Raw genomic sequence first — 16,018 nt, forward strand, 5'->3', positions numbered from 1 at the left:
CTCAGGCCTTCGCCTCCATTCCGGCACCGGCCTGGTAAGCGCTGCTCCTCCGGCGGTAGAACAGTTCCGTCACCGCAAGCAGGATACTTCCCAAGCCGAGCGGCACGAGGAAATAGACGAACCGGAACACCAGAAGAGGCCCGATCAGATCCTTCTGCGGCAGCAGATACATGACCACGCTTTCGATGACCCCCAGACCACCGGGAACGTGGCTGACGAGGGCCGTCGCGTTGGCGATCACATAGACGGACGCCACGCCCGGATAGGCCACCTCGGCAACGGCCGCGAGCGCCTGATGCAGGCAGGCCGCCACGAATGCGAAGTTGATGGAGCCGATCAGAACCTGTCCGATGGCAAGCCGAAGAGGCGGCATCTCGAGCGTCCATCGCCTGATCTTCAGAGGCCGCCGTACGAAGGCCGACAGGACCAGGTACGAGGCGGGAAGCCCAAGGCAGCCGATGCCCAAGGCGATGACGACCGGCTGCGTGAGCCCGGTGATCTCCACCGCCAGCCCGGTGCGCAGCAAAAGCGCCGCGCCACCCAGGACCAGGAGGCCGAGCCCGACGGTGATGCCGCAGAAGACGATCACCTTGGCGACTTCGCCCGTCTTCAATCCCCAGCGGTTGTAGAAACGGTAGCGGACCGCGCCGCTGCTCAAGGCGGCCAATCCGATGTTGTGACCAAGAGACAACGCGGTGAAGGAGGCCAAGGCCGCCTTCGGGTAAGGCAGCGACCGCTTCACATAGTGCAGGGCCAGATAATCGAAGAAAGTCAGGGACAGGTAGCTCGCAGCGGCGAACCCGGCAGCACCCAAGAGCCTTGGCATGGGCACGGCAGTGACGGCGGCGATCAGCTGGTCCAAGCTGTAGCGGCTCAGCGTGCGGTAGAGCAGGAAGACTGCAAGGCCGATGGCAGCCGCAGCAATCACATATTTCCAGTTCCGCATCGCTCTCCTCAATCCCATAGGGCGCGTTCGCTGCGAACGGCTCCGCTCCATGGAGCTAACGCGGTGGAGGGCCCAGCGATCCGCGACTCCTGACTCGCGCGCCTCCTATTCCTGTGCATGGGCAAGGCTGGGCCTATGCCCCTTGCCATGGGCGATCTGGAACTCGACGAGCAACGGCAGGTGATCCGAGGCGATACGGGCGAGAGGAGTCCGCACGGTTTCGACCCGCAGGACGCGGATCGAACGGCTGGCAAAAACATGGTCTATACGCAGGAATGGCAGGCGGGAAGGAAAGGTTGCCTTGGGTCTCGGAAGCCTGGTCTGCGCATCGCAAAGATGCGAGGCCAAGCGCTGATAGGCCCGAGACCGCGGCGTGGCGTTGAAATCTCCTACAAGGATCACCGGCTCCCGGCAGGCCGGATGGCCGAGCCAGTGCGGACCCAGCAGGGTGTCGATCTGGGCCAGCCGCTCGTGTCGGCGCAAACCCAGATGGGTATTGATCACCTGAACCTCGGTACCGCCGATCTGGACCGACGCCCAGAGGGCCCCTCTCGGCTCCAGGCTCGGCCTGCGGGCCCATCCCGGAAGCGCCTCCGCCTTGATCAGCTGCGACGGCCTGTGGGTCAGGATGGCGTTGCCGTATTCCTCCTCGAGAACCCGCAGGCTGGCATGGAAATGCACATGCATCCCGAGCGCCTGTGCGATCGCGTGGGCCTGATCGATCCCGCCCGTCCGGAGACGTCCCACGTCGAGTTCCTGAAGCGCGACCACATCCGGCTCATAAGCGGCGATTACATCCGCGATCCTTGAGGGGGAGAGCCGACCGTCCGTACCAAGGCAGCGGTGCACGTTGTAGGTCAGGATTCGCGGCACTAGGCCCCCTTCTCGTCATGCCTCGCCACGACGGCGTCTCAGCCTCTGGAGGGCACATCCAATACGGTTTGAAGCCAAACACACACCGGAGGGGCTTGGATCCCGCCAAGCCTGACAATTCAGCCCAGCAGGCTTTCCACCTGATCGAGCAGACGCGGCACGTCGACGGAAAAGGCCTGGTTGTGTCCCTCGTCCGACCCGAAGAACGGCTGATGGCTCAGATCATGCTCCGCCGAGAGGTGGAGCATGGAGGTCTTGCGGTGGTTGTTCGGGAACATTTCCAGCACCTTAGTACCAGGGGACGAGAAGATTATGTTGGTCATGCCGGCCCCATGAACGCCGACGACCACCTCCGCCCCTGAGAAGGCGGCAAGCTGTTCCGGATGATTGTCCCATTTCGATTCGAGAACCGCGAAACCCAGCCGCTTCAACCCCGCGATCACCTCGTCCTCATTGACGATCTGGCGCAGTTTGGTCCCGCGCCGGCTGATATAGAGGCGAGGCCCGATGCCTGTAGCTTGGAGGCGGCGCTCCCGATAGGCGGCGGCGAAAACCCGTCGGGCGGTCGGGATTGCTTCGGCCAAGCCGTAGATCCGCTCCAGGTTCGGGCATTGGTTCACCGCAACGAGCAGCCGATCGATCTGCAGGTTCTCGCGGGGCCCGACCTCCACAACCGAGAGATTGGCGCCCTCCTCCCGCAAGCCGTCGATGACGGCATCGATCAGGGGCGGCCTCTTCGATTTGGTGATGATCATTAGGGTCTCATCTCCCCAGGCCCTCAGCCGAGCGGCTTGGATGAGCGGCAGCAGATGCTCCAGGAACAGGTGCCAGTAGTTCCAGAAAGGTGGAACGACGATGGCCGGCTCGGCGATGCGGCGGCTGGAAAAGATGCCGGCGCCCGGATGGGCGAAATTCCAGTTTGAGCGCCCTGAAAGCTCGAAACCGATCTGACGCCATGTCTGGGGATCGACAGGCGTCAGCGTATGCCCCGGCACGATCACGTCCCGGACGATCCCGACGAACCGCCTTACCAGGAAGGGATCCCGATGCTGGATATGGGGCCTGACGATATCCCAGTTGTGGACGGCGAGAACGTCCAGGGCGGGCTTGTAGGCCGGATCGGCGAGCCTGATGCGATAATCGACGGACTCGCTGATTCGGTCGATCCGGTTGGGGAGCGGCGCGATATCCGGATAGAAGCCCAGCCAATGCCGCGAGATGGGCAGAGGAGCCGTGAGGTGGCGGAAAAGCGTATAGGCATGCGGCTTCAAATTCAGCGCTCGGGTAAGCTTCGATTTATGCCGTGCCATTGCTTCTCCACTCTATCGTCCGTATGGAGGCTCCTGTGAGCGCTCATAGTGCGAGCATGAAGCCATCGCAAACGGTTTCTGGATTCTGTTGCCTTCGTTCGCGTAGCGGCATAGAACTGTTGGATTATGAAACTATATTACAAAAATGGGGTCGATCTTGTCGGCCTGATGCCGCGGCTGTGCTATGAAAGCACGTTTTGAGCGCTTTTATCGGTCGCTTGCCGACCGAAGAGCTCATGCTCTCCTGATTTACGTCACCACGGCCACCATTCTTCTCGTCTCGATTGGCGGCATCGTCTCGTCCGCGACCATTGGACTGCTGGTCGTCCTAGGCATCCTCACGCTGGCATTCGATGCGAATGTCCGTGGCGCCTTGCTCGATCCCAAAAGGCTTATGCCTCTCATGGTCCTCATGGGAGGCGTCCTGGTATGGCAATGTCTCGGCATCGCCGTCCGAACCCCGACTGATAAGCAAGCCGCAACGGTCCTGGGCAGCGCCTTCGGAATCGCCATGCTTCTTCCCCTGCTTCTTGCAGCGCTGCAGCGCGACCCGGAATTCCGCAGCCGCCTTTTCGGGGCCCTCCTCGTTCTGGGCAGTATTGCTGCGGCGATCTCGCTGGCACGCTACGCCATCATCCTCGGACAGGACGGACGCTTCTCGATCAACGAGCTTTTGAGAGAGAGACTGGTGCCGATCGGACGGGCCAACCATCAGATCTTGGGCGCCGGCGGATTGACCGCCTGCTTCTTCGCGGGCTTAGCGATCTATCCTAAGGTCACTCTCCGGCAGAAGCGCCTGATCGTGGCAGGCTTGCTCCTGATCGCCATCACGGTGGCGCTCACTCAAAGCAGAGGTCCGATACTCGCCATAGGCCTGGCGCTGGTCGCAACCAGCATCCTCGAGTTGTTCCGGACCCCTGCGACGCGAGTCACAGCAGGGCTCGTGCTGGCTGCACTCTGCTTTGCCATTCCCGTGGTGTTCGTCCTGGCAGAGCCCTGGCTCAAGGCTTGGGCCTGTACCACCCATATCAGCATGTGCAGACCCTCTAACCGGCAGGATGTCTGGGGCCTTGTGTCTGAGATGATTCAGGAGCGGCTCTGGTTCGGCATCGGGCCGAGCTTCCGCTTTCCAGGAGGAGCCGTGTCTCATCCTCACAACGGCCTTCTTGGACTGACCTTCTATTTCGGCCTGCCAATGGCACTTCTGTTCCTCGGTATCATTGCTTTTACAGTGAAACAGGCCGCTGCTGCGCCGCCGAGTCCGAGCCGCACCTTCGCTCTCCTCGGAATCTTCTTCTCGATGAGCTTTGTGGCCACGGACCTTTCGAATCCGTTTGCCTTCGTGAACACCCTCTACCTTTACCTGTGGCTGCCGGTCTGGCTCGGCGCGCTCCTGGTTCTCGCCCCGCACGACGATCCCCCTGTGGCGGCAAGCCCAGGAAATTCCCCGAATCCATCGGTCTGAAGTCCGAAGTCAATAAGGCAATCCCTTTGTGCTGAAGATCGTCGTCGCCTGCCCCACCAAGGCTGAGTTCACCATAGAAGCCCTCACGGATTCCCGTCTCGGCGGACTGGAAACAGCCAATGTCGAACTCTCTCGTGCCCTTGCGGATCGAGGGCATCGGGTCATTCTGGCAACGCGGACCCCGGACACGTTCGAAAGAAGCGGCGTCACGACCGTTCCTCTCGCCACAATCGGGCAGCAGAGCTGCGACGTTCTGATCAGTTCCAACGACGCACGCATGTTCGATCATGCGAAGCCGGGAGCGAGGAAGCTGCTATGGCTGCATAATCCGCTGGCCTTCGAGAAATCCATCCGCAAACATCAGTTGCCGGCCTTCGTCAAGCATCGGCCCGAAGCGGTATTCGTCGGAACGTTCGCCGAAAAGGATATGACGTCTCTTTATCCCTTCCGGTCTCGAAACGTCATTCCACACGGGATCTCAGGCCTCTTCCTGAACAGGAATCTCGAACTCCCCCGCAGAAAGCATTTCGTCTGGGCCTCTCAGCGCCAACGCGGCCTCAAGGAGACTCTGGATACTTGGACACGCCACGTCGCCCCCAAGGTTGCCGATGCGAGCTTCCATATTTTCGGCAGCCTCGCCCAGGACCTCGGCCTGACGGATGCCCAGGCTGCCCAGAACCGGATCGTCTTTCATGGCTCCAAGCTCAAGAGTGAGCTTGCTGATTTCTATGCCACGGCCACGGCGATGATCTATCCCGGGGCCCTCGACGAGACCTTCTGCATCGCAGCTGCCGAGGCCCAGGCCATGGGCCTGCCGGTGATCACGCTGGGCATCGGCTCCCTCTCCGAAAGGGTTCAGCAGGGCGTCAACGGCATCGTCTGCAAGACTTATCGTGAGCTTGGCCTCCACGCCTGCCGGGTTGCCGATGATGAGGAACTCTGGAATCTGCTCCATAAAGGCGCGATCAGCACGGCCAAACTGCTCACATGGCAGAGGACGGCCAAGCTGTGGGAGGCTCTGATGCTGGACGGAATGGCGCCGCGTTGAAAATGGAACGGGAGCCGTGCGTACATCCGGCAACGGCTCCCGCCTCCTTGACCGGCTGCCGCTGCAACCGGATTGGCTCATCATACCCCAGACCCGCTCGGGAGGGGCACGGTGCATAGGGGGTATGAGGTCTTCTCCGATTGAGAGCTTCCTCCCCTCCGAGGCATAGGCTGAATGCATTGAAAGGGACTTCCGCGATCGCTCCGGCACGCCAGGGCATCGTGCGGAACGAGATCCGCGTCAGCGAAAAGCGGTCCCGGTTTTCCGCACGGGACGATGCTCATCTCAAGGGTTCAAGCATCGGATGGATCCCAAAAGTGGTTTCCACTTTTGGGTCCGATGCTCTATGGCATGCCCGCGCATGGCGAATTGGAGCTGACATGTCTGAGATGTTCTCTCTTCAGAAAGACAAGATCCGCGTTCTCTTGCTCGAGGGGGTGAACGACAGCGCTGTCGAACTGATCAGGGGCGCCGGCTATACAAACCTGACCTATCTCAAGACGGCCCTCGACGAGGATCGGCTGATCGAAGCGTTGCAAGGCGTCCATCTGCTGGGCATCCGCTCCCGGACGCAGCTGACGAGCAAGGTCTTGGAGGCCGCGAACAGACTGATCGCCGTCGGCTGCTTCAGCGTCGGCACCAACCAGGTCGACTTGGAAGCAGGCCGGCATGCGGGCATCCCCATCTTCAACGCTCCCTTTTCCAACACCCGAAGCGTGGCCGAACTCGTGATCGGCGAAATCGTCATGCTACTGCGGCGCACTTTTCCCAAATCCATGGGTGCTCATGCCGGGCAATGGGACAAATCTGCCGTCGACAGTCATGAGGTTCGCGGCAAGACCCTCGGCATCGTCGGCTACGGCAATATCGGCTCCCAGCTCTCATACCTGGCCGAGGCCATGGGCATGCGGGTCATCTTCTTCGATCAGACCGACAAGCTTCGGCACGGCAACACGGAGCCCGCCGACAGCCTGCACGCTCTGCTGAGCCAGAGCGATGTGGTCAGCCTGCATGTCCCTGAGACGCCAGCCACCCATGGCATGATCGGCAAAGCAGAGATCGCGGCGATGAAGAAGGGCGCCTATCTCATCAACAACAGCCGAGGCACGGTCGTCGATCTCGACGCGCTCGCTGAAGCTCTGAGAAGCGGCCATCTGCGCGGTGCCGCCGTGGACGTGTTCCCCGTCGAGCCCGCGTCGAACAAGGAGCCGTTCGTCACGCCGCTGCAGGGGCTTGCCAACGTTATTCTGACACCTCACATCGGTGGATCGACGGAAGAAGCGCAGGAGCGCATCGGCGCCGAGGTTGCGAAGAAGCTTGTCGAGTATTCCGATGTCGGCACGACGATCGGAGCTGTCAATTTTCCGCAGGTTCAGCTCTCATCCCGCGCCACCGGCACACGCTACATCCATGTGCATCGGAACGTGCCCGGCATTCTTGGTCGCCTCAACAATGCCTTCTCGCAACGCGGGCTCAACATCACGGGTCAGCATCTGCAGACGGATGGCGAGATCGGCTATGTCGTGATTGAGGCGGAAGGGCTGCCCGAACAGAGTCGGGAAACCCTCCGTGAGATCCGCGCCCTGGAAGGGACCATTCGGGCACGACTGCTCTATGCAAGAGGATAACCTGTCTCGTTCACCCAAGAGCTTCCTGAAGCATTTGCGCTAAAGTCATGGTACCGTCAGGTGCCTTCCTCTCCGAAGGGACAGAGTACAGGTTGGTGGGAGCAGACGTGGAAACGTGATTGTTGATGTTCAGGTGAAGTTGCGTCGTATCTTGCGGCAGACGGTGTCGAAACTCACCCGCGCGACAGGACTGCCCAGGATCACCGCGGATGAGTCCGAGGCCGTGCTTGGTCAACCGACTTCCACGAGGGCCGACGCTCATCCGGAGGAACCGGATCGCGTATTATCCGCACTGCACGCCGTCAGCGTGTCGCTCCGGCACCACGTCGCCGACGACTTTCATCCCCTTCCTCCCTCAAACATCGAAGACTTGGGACGCCCGACCGACATGAACGCTTCCGTGGATACGCTGGCCGAACAGATGCTGACTCTGGTGGAGATCGTTTCGGCCCAGGAAAGAGACATCAAGGCACTCAAGGAGCAATCCCGCCGGCTTGAAGAACACGATCAGGCCATCGCCGTCGCCTTCTCGACTTTTTTCCACGTTCTGTCGGCGGGCCGCGTCGCCAAGCTGAGCGAGATCGCCAATATCCTGAACAACATCATCAAGATTGCGGAACAGGAGGGCCGTCCGCCGGCGTCGATCAAGTTTCTCCAGGATCTCGCAGGCATGCTCCCGGACGATCCGCGCTGAGCAATGATTGAAAATTCTCTGTGACTTGGCAGACAATCTCGCTGGTCTGGCGGAAGTTGGCGCCAGGAGTAACCGTCCATTAACCACGCTCCTCCACCTTGAGGAAACCGCCACATTGGAGCTGCCGGACGTTTCGGCCTGAGCAATTCAGTTCATCCACACGGCCCACTCGTGACCGAAGCACCAGAGGCGAAGGAGGCTGTTGATGTCGACGGACAGGGCTGAGGCCGCGGTCGAAATTGCGATCGCCAAGCACGTTGCCAATTCCTTTCAACGGAACGGGCGAAACAAGGATGACGCGATTGTCGTCCAGGCTCGCAACTGCATCACAGACAGCTTTTCCCTCAGTGAGCTTCAGACCGAACAGGACAACCAGCCGCCTGCGCTCGTGGCGTTTTACCGCCGCATCGCCGCGGCATTCACTCCGATTGCACGAGAGCAGGAAACGCCGGAACGCGCATCGCGCCTGACCGATATCACGGGCTCTCTTGAGAACCTGCGCAGCGCTCTGCCCTCACTGGCGCAGAAGTCCAAGTTGGACCACGCCAAGGCTCATCTGCTGATCGAGCGGCAGCAACTGCTTGTGAAGAACGAGCTGGCGGAAGGGTTTGGGCGGATGGAAGCCTGGATCCTCTCCATCGCGTTTCTGGGTTTGGTTCTCCTGGGTGCACTCAGCATCCTCTGGGCCCTGCCCTTTCTCGGTCTCAGTATCTGCAGAGCCTGGTATCTCGACAAGCAATGCAAGCACCGCCTCAAGAAGATCATGGACATCGATGCTTTGGTCGACCGCATTGGGCGGGCCGCCTGATCGACGGTATCCGCATCACGGCTGCTTCAGAACGGCCGATGCGATCGCGATATCCTGAACGGCCAATCCTGAGAATGTCGAAACGGTAATCTGGTTTGGATTCACACGCCCCTGCGCCGTTCTCATGACGATTTCGCCGATCTCGATCACTCGATTCATGGCAATGCCATCGGAACCATAGGCGTGCCCCAACTCGCCGCGCGACCGGGCTTGGGCCCTGCTGTCCGTCACGACGATATCGGCCTTGCGGATGATCGTCTCATCGAGTTCCTGCTTGTCGGCACTGTCGGCGCCGATGGCAGTAACATGGGTGCCTGGGTGAAGATCGCTCCATTGCAGAAGCGGCGACGGGCTGGCGGTTGCAGTGACGATCAGCCGGCAGCGAGACGCAACCTCCGACGGCGATGACGCGATCTCGACGGAAAAGCCCTTGTCCCGCATCCGTCTCGCATAGGCCGACACACGCTCCGGACTGCGCCCCCAGACCACGATGTAGCGGCACGGACGGACCGATTGCAGCAGTTGCACCTGCAAGTCAGCCTGGATGCCGCAGCCGAGAACGCCGATCGCATCCGCTCTCTCGGGCGCAAGGTGCTTTGCGGCAACGGCGCCTGCCGCAGCCGTGCGCAGATCCGTCAATCGCCCCCGGTCGTTGAGCACCGCCGCGAGCTCGCCACTTTCCTTCCTGAAGACGAGAAGAAGACCGTCGCTGCTGCTGAGACCTCTTGCCGGATTGTTCCAGAACCCGGAGGCAATCTTGATCACATACGTATCTCCTCTGATCAGGTACCCGTATTTGATATGAACTTCGCCAGGCGGATCTACGAGGAGCAGCTCACCGGGCATCGGCACGACCGCCTCGCCACGGGAGAAGGCCGCGAATGCACCCTCCATCAGGCCAACGAGATCGAGATCTTTGACGCGTTCCTCGATCTGCGGAAGATCGAGAAAGGTGATTGGAGACGAAGTCACCATGATGCCTGCAAGCCTAACCGTTCAGGACAGAAAAGATTCTGCTGCGATCGAAATTGGCTCCGCAAAGAACCACGATGTTCTTCTGTCCTTTGCAACGCTCGGCAACCTTGAGAAACCCTGCCAGGGCAAGAGCCGCCGCGCCCTCGACGATCTGGTTCTCCTTGAAAGCCAGTTCCTTGAGGGCTTCAACAATCTCTGCCTCGGTGCATGTGACGACCTCATCGATGACGGAGAGTGCAAGCGGCAGCGTGATGCTGTCCTCGTCCATGCCTCCGGCAACACCGTCGGCGAGGGTGTCGAAATGCTCGGTTGCGACGACGCGCCCCGCCGTCAGGGAGGCGGCGAGAGCGGCCGAATTCCGAGCGGCCACACCGTAGATCCGCGTTCGCGGGCTGAAGCTCTTGAGTACGGATCCGATGCCGCCGATCAGACCGCCTCCGCCCATGGCAACGAAGACATTGTCGATGCTCTCGGCCTGTTCGAGCAGTTCCAGCCCGATGGTCCCCTGCCCGGCAACGATCTCGGGATCGTTATAGGGTGAGACATAGACGAGGCCGCGGGAGCTCGCCTGCTGCTGCGCGTAAAGCTCCGCCGCTCCGCTCTCGGCACCGTGCAGGATCACATTCACGTTGAAGGAGCGGATCCGCTCGAGTTTTGCCTGAGAAACGTTCTCAGGCAACACGACCGTCAAAGCCTGACCGATTGACGCCGCAGCCTGCGCCGATGCGATGCCATGGTTGCCGGACGATGCCGTGATGACGCCTCGGTCGAGCCCGAGCGATGTCATCTTGCTTGCAGCACCCCGGATCTTGAAGGAGCCGGTGAGTTGAAAGTTTTCGGCCTTGAAGGAAACGGAGGCCCCCGTCTCGCGGCCGATCTGGCGGGACGGCAACAAAGGCGTCTCGAAGATATGCTGGCGGATGCGCCGACGCGCCTGAACCGACCGTGCAGCAGCTTCAAGAACGATGCTGTTCATGGTGTCACTCCCTGTATCGGATCGGCTGAATCCAACTCAGCCTGCGGCCTCATTCCGGCCGCTCGCTCCGCAAGACGCCGAAAGAGCGCCGCGGAGCATTCGATCATCGTCTCGAACTGCTCGATGATGACGTTCTCATTCGGCGAATGGAGCATGGCGCCGTGATGGGTGAGACCGATGCCGACGATGTCCGCACCGAGTTGCTCGACGAAGGGATGCGCCGTGCCGGAGGCGGGCGAACTCGGCTGCACGATGACTTGCCGTCCGAAATGCTTCTCCAGAATCTCCTGGGCATCCTGAATGAACCAGTGATCCGTCGACGATCGGACAGGCTTCACATTGGCGTCATGAACGATGAGCTCGACATCTTCGAAGCCGTGCCGATCGAGATGAGCGCGAAGGAGGCCCACGACGTGCTGCGGATCCTGATCCGGCACGAGGCGGAAATCGATTTTGACTGAGCCATCGGCCGGAAGCACGGTCTTGGCCCCCTCGCCTGCATAACCGCCGAAAAAGCCGTTGACGTTCATGCACGGCTCAAAATTCATCGCCGCATAGAAACTGATCTCATCGATGCCGTGCAGAACCTTCTGTCCGCCGGTTGCCTCAACCAGGCTGTCGAACGAGAACGGAGGCTTGGCCGCGAGATTACGCTCATCCTGCGCAGGCTTCCGGATCGTGTCATAGAAACCATCGACCAGAACGCGGCCGGATCTGTCACGCAAGGAGGCCGTTGCGGCGGCAAGCCGCCACAGCGGATTGTCGAAGACCGCACCCAGACTCGAATGCAGATCGGCCCTGGCCGTGCGGCAGCGCAATTCGACGGCCATCACGCCCTTGAAGCCGCAGAGGACGATGGGGCGACCGTTCGAGTCGATCTCGCCATATTCCCACCAGCAGACATCGACCTTCTCATCCTGGAAGCGTGTCTTCAGGAATGCCTCGAGCGAAGGGCTGCCGATCTCCTCCTCGCCGTCGACGAGCCAGACAAGTCTGAAAGGCAGAGGCCCGGGATGTCGTTCTCGGAACAGACGCCAACCTTCGAGGCGGCTGATGAATTCCCCTTTGTCATCGGCAACGCCCCGTCCATACCATCGTCCATGGCGCTCGCTTAGTTCGAACGGAGGACTATGCCACAGGGAAATCGGATCCTCGGGCTGCACGTCGTAATGGTTGTACACCATGATGGTCAGGGGACCATGGCCGATCTCAGCCACGACGAATGGGCCAATGTCCCCAGCGCAGATCTCCGTCTGAAATCCAGCCGCAACGAGCAGGTCGCGAACGGCATGAGCGCACTCGGAAAGGCATTCCCCGCGCGCACTCACCGATGGAATGCTGACAAGGCGCCGGAGATCCTCCCTTGCCCGCACCGAGTGTTCAAGCGGCAGCATGGTCCATGCTCTCTAGGCCATGCCGTGGCGGGAAAGGAATGCGTCCAGGCGGGCCAATCCTTCCACCAGATGCTCGGTCTTCACACCGATGCCGAGGCGGACGTGATTTTCGATCCCAAACCAGCTTCCAGCAACCATGAAGACGCTTTCCTCTTCTCTCAGCTGGTTCGACAACTCCTCCGACGACATGTCGAAATCATAGCGAAGGAACGCCATGCCCCCGGCGGCGGGACGCTGCCAGGACCAGTGGTTCCGCTTCGCGACCCAGCGCTCCACGATATCGGCATTCTCGCTCAACAGGGCTCGCCCCCTTGCCAGAATGCGTTCGCGGTTCTTCGGCTCCATGACGGCAGCCCCGAGGATCTGGCTTATGATTCCGCTTCCGATCGTCGTGTAATCCTGCCGCTTGGCAGCCTCCTCGACCACGCCTTCAGGCCCGACAATCCAGCCGAGACGCAGTCCCGGGCACGCAAAGGACTTGGACAGGCTGCTGGTGACGATAACGCGGGGATACGCCCCATAGAAGGTCTCCGTCTCCGGCCCGTCGATCTCGCCGCCGCGATAGATCTCGTCGACCAGAAGCCAGGCACCTGATTTCTGCGCCGCGTCCAGAAGAGCCTCGCGGCTGCGGCGCGACAGGACTGCACCGGTCGGATTGCCGGGATTGGTGACCGAAATCAGCTTCACGCCGTCCATCGCCTTCTTGAGGGCGTCTGGATCGACCTGCCAGCCCTGATCGGCCAGCAAGGGAAGGCGCTGGATGGTCATGCCCAAGGCACGTCCGAGCCCGTCAACCTGCATGAAGTTGGGAACGGCGAAGAGCACCTTGTCCCCGGGATCGATCATCGCCATCAGCGTGATCATCGTCGCCTCCGATGAGCCGTTCGTCACCAGAACGTTGGAGGCAGAGGCTCCCGGATACCAACTCGCAATGGCGGCCCTGAGATCCGGGCGCCCGTCCGTCCAACCATAGCCAAGGGGCTGCCGCAGCAGCGCCTGGGCCTCGTCCCCCGGCAGGATCTCCTCGATGGTGCAGGGATGCACCCCGCTCTCCGTGAGATTGATTTCGACGCCGTTCTCGAACAGCGTCTGGTTTCGCTCCATCAGGAAAGTATCGAACTGCACCAAATGCTCCAATTCGGGATGGCGTTGAGGCAAGCATAGTGAAATTGCCGCTCCACGGCATCGTCATGGCAGCCGGCAGAGGCGGACCATGGCAGGTCTAGAATTAAACCGTCAAGTCCAACTTGGACTATGAAGTCCAATTTAGTGGTGTTAAAGACCGTACGCATTGCCTTCAGTGCAGGGATTACCATGAAGATCGAAGAATTCACGCTCGAGCGTATTCAGTCGCTCTATGAGAACACGGTTGAGTACAACCTGTCCGACAGCGGCGTGCACCCCTATTCCCTGCGCGAGCTTCTGACGCCCGAGCAGCAAAGCCAGGTGCTCGACGTGGAACTCGGCTATGGCTGGACCAACGGCCGCGTCGAGCTGCGGCAGGCGATCGCCAATCTTCACCCCGACCGCAATGCAGACCACGTGATCGTCACCAACGGCTCGGCCGAGGCGAACTTTCTGCTCGTGATGTCGCTTCTGGAGCCCGGCGACGAACTCGTGGTCTTCGTTCCGAATTACCTGCAGATCTGGGGCTGGGCCCGCGCCATTGGCGTGGATGTAAAGGAGGTCCTGCTCCGCGAGGAACTCGGGTGGACGCCCGATCTCGACGACGTGCGCAAGGCCATCTCGCACCGCACCAAGATGATGACGATCTGCAATCCCAACAACCCGACCGGCAGCGTTCTGTCCCGCGAGACAATGGATGGTCTCGTCGCGATAGCCCGACAGCACGGCATCTACCTCCATGCGGACGAGGTCTATAAAGGCGCGGAGCTCGATCAGGACGAGCCTCCGAGCTTCGCCGACCTCTATGAGAAAGCCATCATCACGAGCGGCCTGTCGAAGGCGATGGCGCTCCCCGGCCTGCGCATCGGCTGGCTCGTCGGCCCGGCTCAGGAAATCTATGCCTCCTGGCAGCGTAAGGACTACACCTCGATCACAACGGGCGCGGTGAGCGAATTCGTGGCGGAGATCGCCGTGCAGCCGGCCAAGCGACAGGAGATCCTCGCCCGCAGCAAGCGCATCCTGCGCGAGAACCTCGCGCTGCTCCAGCGCTGGGTCGATGCCAACGGCGACCTGTTCTCCTTCGTGCCGCCCAAAGCCGGTGGCATGGCCTTCATCCGCTATGCCATGTCCATGAACTCGACGGAGCTGGTGCATCGCTTGCGCGAAGAGCGCGGCATCATGCTTCTGCCGGGCGACGTGTATGGCATGGATCGTTACATCAGGATCGGCATCGGGGCGCCCGCCCATCATCTCGAGGCAGGATTGGATCGGCTCGCTGCCTTCGTGCGTACAGCGATCCAATGAGCCAGACCCGCGAAGCCAACGTCAACGCGACGCTCGCGCCCGAACTGGCGAGCTATGCGCCTGTCTGCGATGCCATTGCCCTGCTCTTCCAGCCTTATGCGGAAGTGGTGCTCCACGATCTTTCGACCGAGACTGTGGTCTACCTGTCCAATCCCTTTTCCAAGCGGGAGCTCGGTGAGCCGTCTCTCCTGCACGAGATCGACTTCAAGCCGTCGGACATCATTATCGGACCTTATGAGAAGGTGAACTGGGACGGGCGGCGCATCAAGTCGGTCAGTGCCGTCCTGCGCTTGAAGGGGAAGGCTATCGGCATTCTCTGCATCAACGTGGACGTCTCGCACTTCCATGCCGTGATGCAGACCTTGTCCGCCCTCGTCGCCGTGCCGCAATCTCTCGAGAAGCCGGCCGCGCTGTTCAAGGAAGATTGGCACGAGCGCATCAACGAATATATCCAGTCATGGACCCGCGAGCGCGGTCTCACCATCGCCGAGATGAGCCGCACGCAGAAACAGCAGCTTGTTACCGATCTTGCCGGCGATGGGGCCTTCGGCGGACGCAATGCGGCGGCCTACATCTCGCGCGTGCTGGGCCTGGGCCGAGCTACGGTCTACAACTATCTCAAGAAGGATCAGGCCTGAGGCGGGAGAAGGGCATCACGCACGGCCTGCCAGCTCTCCTTGTCCGGCGCACTGATGAGACCGCCGCCGCTATTGACGGGACGGTAAGGCGAACCGTCGAAATGCGCCGTGTACCCGCCGGCTTCGCGATGGATCAGCCAGCCGGCCGCGTGATCCCATGGCATCACGCTCGACGAGAACGAGAAGTGAAGGTAACCGGCCGCAATCTGGCGATAGGTATGCGCCGCGCAGCGGAGATCGGCCGCCATAGCGACCTTCGGTAGATTTCCCGTCACGACGGGGCGAAGGTCTTCGGGCAGATAGCGCCATGAAACGTTGCCCGCCATCTGCGACAGGGGCACCGACGAAGCAACCTGAAGCGGGCTAGTGCTGCCGTCCGGACGCTGAATCCAGGCCCCCTCTCCGCGAACGGCCATCGCCCAATCGTCCGAGATCGGGTCCAGGATCACCCCGCAGACGACCTCGCCCTTTGTCACTACAGCGGCCATCACGCCGAAGAGCGGCAGGCCCGAGGCAAAATTCAAGGTGCCGTCGACAGGATCGAGAATGAAGGCGAGCTCGGCATCACCGAGTCCGTCGAGCACGCTCGCATTTCGGCTGACGCCCTCCTCCCCGATGACGATCGCCCCCGGAAACCGGCGCAGGAGCTCGGCCTCGATGACACGCTCGGCGGCCTCATCCGCATCCGTCACGAGGTCGAGTTGCGACGACTTCGTACGGATGGCATCAGCCGACAGATTCCGGAACCGCGGCAGGATCTCGGCTTGAGCCGTCGTTCTGAGAATGTCCGCAACGGCGAGTGCATCGGCTCGGGTGAAGGTCATGGGCTTCTG

At 61.1% G+C, this 16,018-nt stretch carries 15 protein-coding genes; 7 read left to right on the forward strand and 8 right to left on the reverse strand.

Features of this window, described 5'->3' with window-relative positions:
- Nucleotide 1 precedes the first annotated feature (1 nt).
- The 3 genes from ACD578_RS13340 to ACD578_RS13350 all read right to left on the reverse strand — a co-directional run bounded on the left by ACD578_RS13340 (nucleotide 2) and on the right by ACD578_RS13350 (nucleotide 3,129).
- Nucleotides 2-946: a UPF0104 family protein gene (locus ACD578_RS13340; protein ID WP_404285644.1), complete on the reverse strand. Its 945-nt coding sequence runs from the start codon at nucleotides 944-946 to the stop codon at nucleotides 2-4.
- Nucleotides 947-1,051: 105 nt separating this feature from the next.
- Nucleotides 1,052-1,819 (reverse strand): endonuclease/exonuclease/phosphatase family protein, encoded by a 768-nt coding sequence (locus ACD578_RS13345; protein ID WP_404285646.1) that lies wholly within the window; start codon nucleotides 1,817-1,819, stop codon nucleotides 1,052-1,054.
- Between the two features lie 119 nt (nucleotides 1,820-1,938).
- Nucleotides 1,939-3,129: a glycosyltransferase family 61 protein gene (locus tag ACD578_RS13350; protein WP_404285648.1), complete on the reverse strand. Its 1,191-nt coding sequence runs from the start codon at nucleotides 3,127-3,129 to the stop codon at nucleotides 1,939-1,941.
- 184 nt (nucleotides 3,130-3,313) lie between these two features.
- On the opposite strand from ACD578_RS13350, the gene ACD578_RS13355 reads away from it, so the two are divergent.
- From ACD578_RS13355 to ACD578_RS13375, 5 genes are all read left to right on the forward strand, one after another.
- On the forward strand, nucleotides 3,314-4,594 hold the full coding sequence (locus ACD578_RS13355; RefSeq protein WP_404285650.1) for an O-antigen ligase family protein: 1,281 nt from the start codon (nucleotides 3,314-3,316) through the stop codon (nucleotides 4,592-4,594).
- Nucleotides 4,595-4,622: 28 nt separating this feature from the next.
- Nucleotides 4,623-5,642 (forward strand): glycosyltransferase family 4 protein, encoded by a 1,020-nt coding sequence (locus ACD578_RS13360; protein WP_404285652.1) that lies wholly within the window; start codon nucleotides 4,623-4,625, stop codon nucleotides 5,640-5,642.
- A gap of 380 nt (nucleotides 5,643-6,022) precedes the next feature.
- The gene (gene serA, locus ACD578_RS13365) at nucleotides 6,023-7,270 is read left to right on the forward strand and encodes a phosphoglycerate dehydrogenase (protein WP_404285654.1); all 1,248 of its coding nucleotides are present in this window, start codon (nucleotides 6,023-6,025) and stop codon (nucleotides 7,268-7,270) included.
- A gap of 388 nt (nucleotides 7,271-7,658) precedes the next feature.
- On the forward strand, nucleotides 7,659-7,964 hold the full coding sequence (locus ACD578_RS13370; RefSeq protein WP_404285656.1) for a hypothetical protein: 306 nt from the start codon (nucleotides 7,659-7,661) through the stop codon (nucleotides 7,962-7,964).
- Nucleotides 7,965-8,169: 205 nt separating this feature from the next.
- On the forward strand, nucleotides 8,170-8,772 hold the full coding sequence (locus ACD578_RS13375; RefSeq protein WP_404285658.1) for a hypothetical protein: 603 nt from the start codon (nucleotides 8,170-8,172) through the stop codon (nucleotides 8,770-8,772).
- Nucleotides 8,773-8,787: 15 nt separating this feature from the next.
- Here the strand turns inward: ACD578_RS13375 and ACD578_RS13380 are convergent, their stop codons facing one another.
- From ACD578_RS13380 to ACD578_RS13395, 4 genes are read right to left on the reverse strand one after another with little or no spacing between them, the layout of a single operon-like run.
- Entirely contained in the window at nucleotides 8,788-9,747 is a 960-nt protein-coding gene (locus ACD578_RS13380) for an ornithine cyclodeaminase family protein (RefSeq protein WP_404285660.1), read from the reverse strand.
- A 13-nt stretch (nucleotides 9,748-9,760) separates the two neighbouring features.
- On the reverse strand, nucleotides 9,761-10,723 hold the full coding sequence (locus tag ACD578_RS13385) for a pyridoxal-phosphate dependent enzyme (RefSeq protein WP_404285662.1): 963 nt from the start codon (nucleotides 10,721-10,723) through the stop codon (nucleotides 9,761-9,763).
- Complete coding sequence (locus tag ACD578_RS13390; RefSeq protein ID WP_404285664.1) at nucleotides 10,720-12,117, reverse strand: M20/M25/M40 family metallo-hydrolase; 1,398 nt, start codon at nucleotides 12,115-12,117, stop codon at nucleotides 10,720-10,722. Before ACD578_RS13390 ends, ACD578_RS13385 begins: the two co-directional genes overlap by 4 nt.
- Nucleotides 12,118-12,129: 12 nt before the next feature.
- Nucleotides 12,130-13,242: an aminotransferase class I/II-fold pyridoxal phosphate-dependent enzyme gene (locus ACD578_RS13395; RefSeq protein WP_404285666.1), complete on the reverse strand. Its 1,113-nt coding sequence runs from the start codon at nucleotides 13,240-13,242 to the stop codon at nucleotides 12,130-12,132.
- 189 nt (nucleotides 13,243-13,431) lie between these two features.
- Between ACD578_RS13395 and ACD578_RS13400 the strand changes: the two genes are divergently transcribed.
- Nucleotides 13,432-14,547, forward strand: a complete 1,116-nt coding sequence (locus tag ACD578_RS13400) for an aminotransferase class I/II-fold pyridoxal phosphate-dependent enzyme (protein WP_404285668.1) — start codon at nucleotides 13,432-13,434, stop codon at nucleotides 14,545-14,547.
- A complete protein-coding gene (locus ACD578_RS13405; protein ID WP_404285670.1) occupies nucleotides 14,544-15,185 on the forward strand; it encodes a transcriptional regulator in 642 nt (213 codons plus the stop codon). The genes ACD578_RS13400 and ACD578_RS13405 overlap by 4 nt, the downstream gene beginning before the upstream one ends.
- Here ACD578_RS13405 and ACD578_RS13410 read toward each other — a convergent pair.
- Nucleotides 15,176-16,009 carry an inositol monophosphatase family protein gene (locus ACD578_RS13410; protein WP_404285672.1) on the reverse strand — a complete coding sequence of 278 codons (834 nt, stop codon included), beginning with the start codon at nucleotides 16,007-16,009 and terminating at the stop codon, nucleotides 15,176-15,178. The two genes, ACD578_RS13405 and ACD578_RS13410, sit on opposite strands and share 10 nt — an antisense overlap.
- Nucleotides 16,010-16,018 lie beyond the last annotated feature (9 nt).

The organism is Microvirga sp. RSM25 (assembly GCF_044784385.1).
Taxonomy (GTDB): domain Bacteria; phylum Pseudomonadota; class Alphaproteobacteria; order Rhizobiales; family Beijerinckiaceae; genus Microvirga; species Microvirga tunisiensis.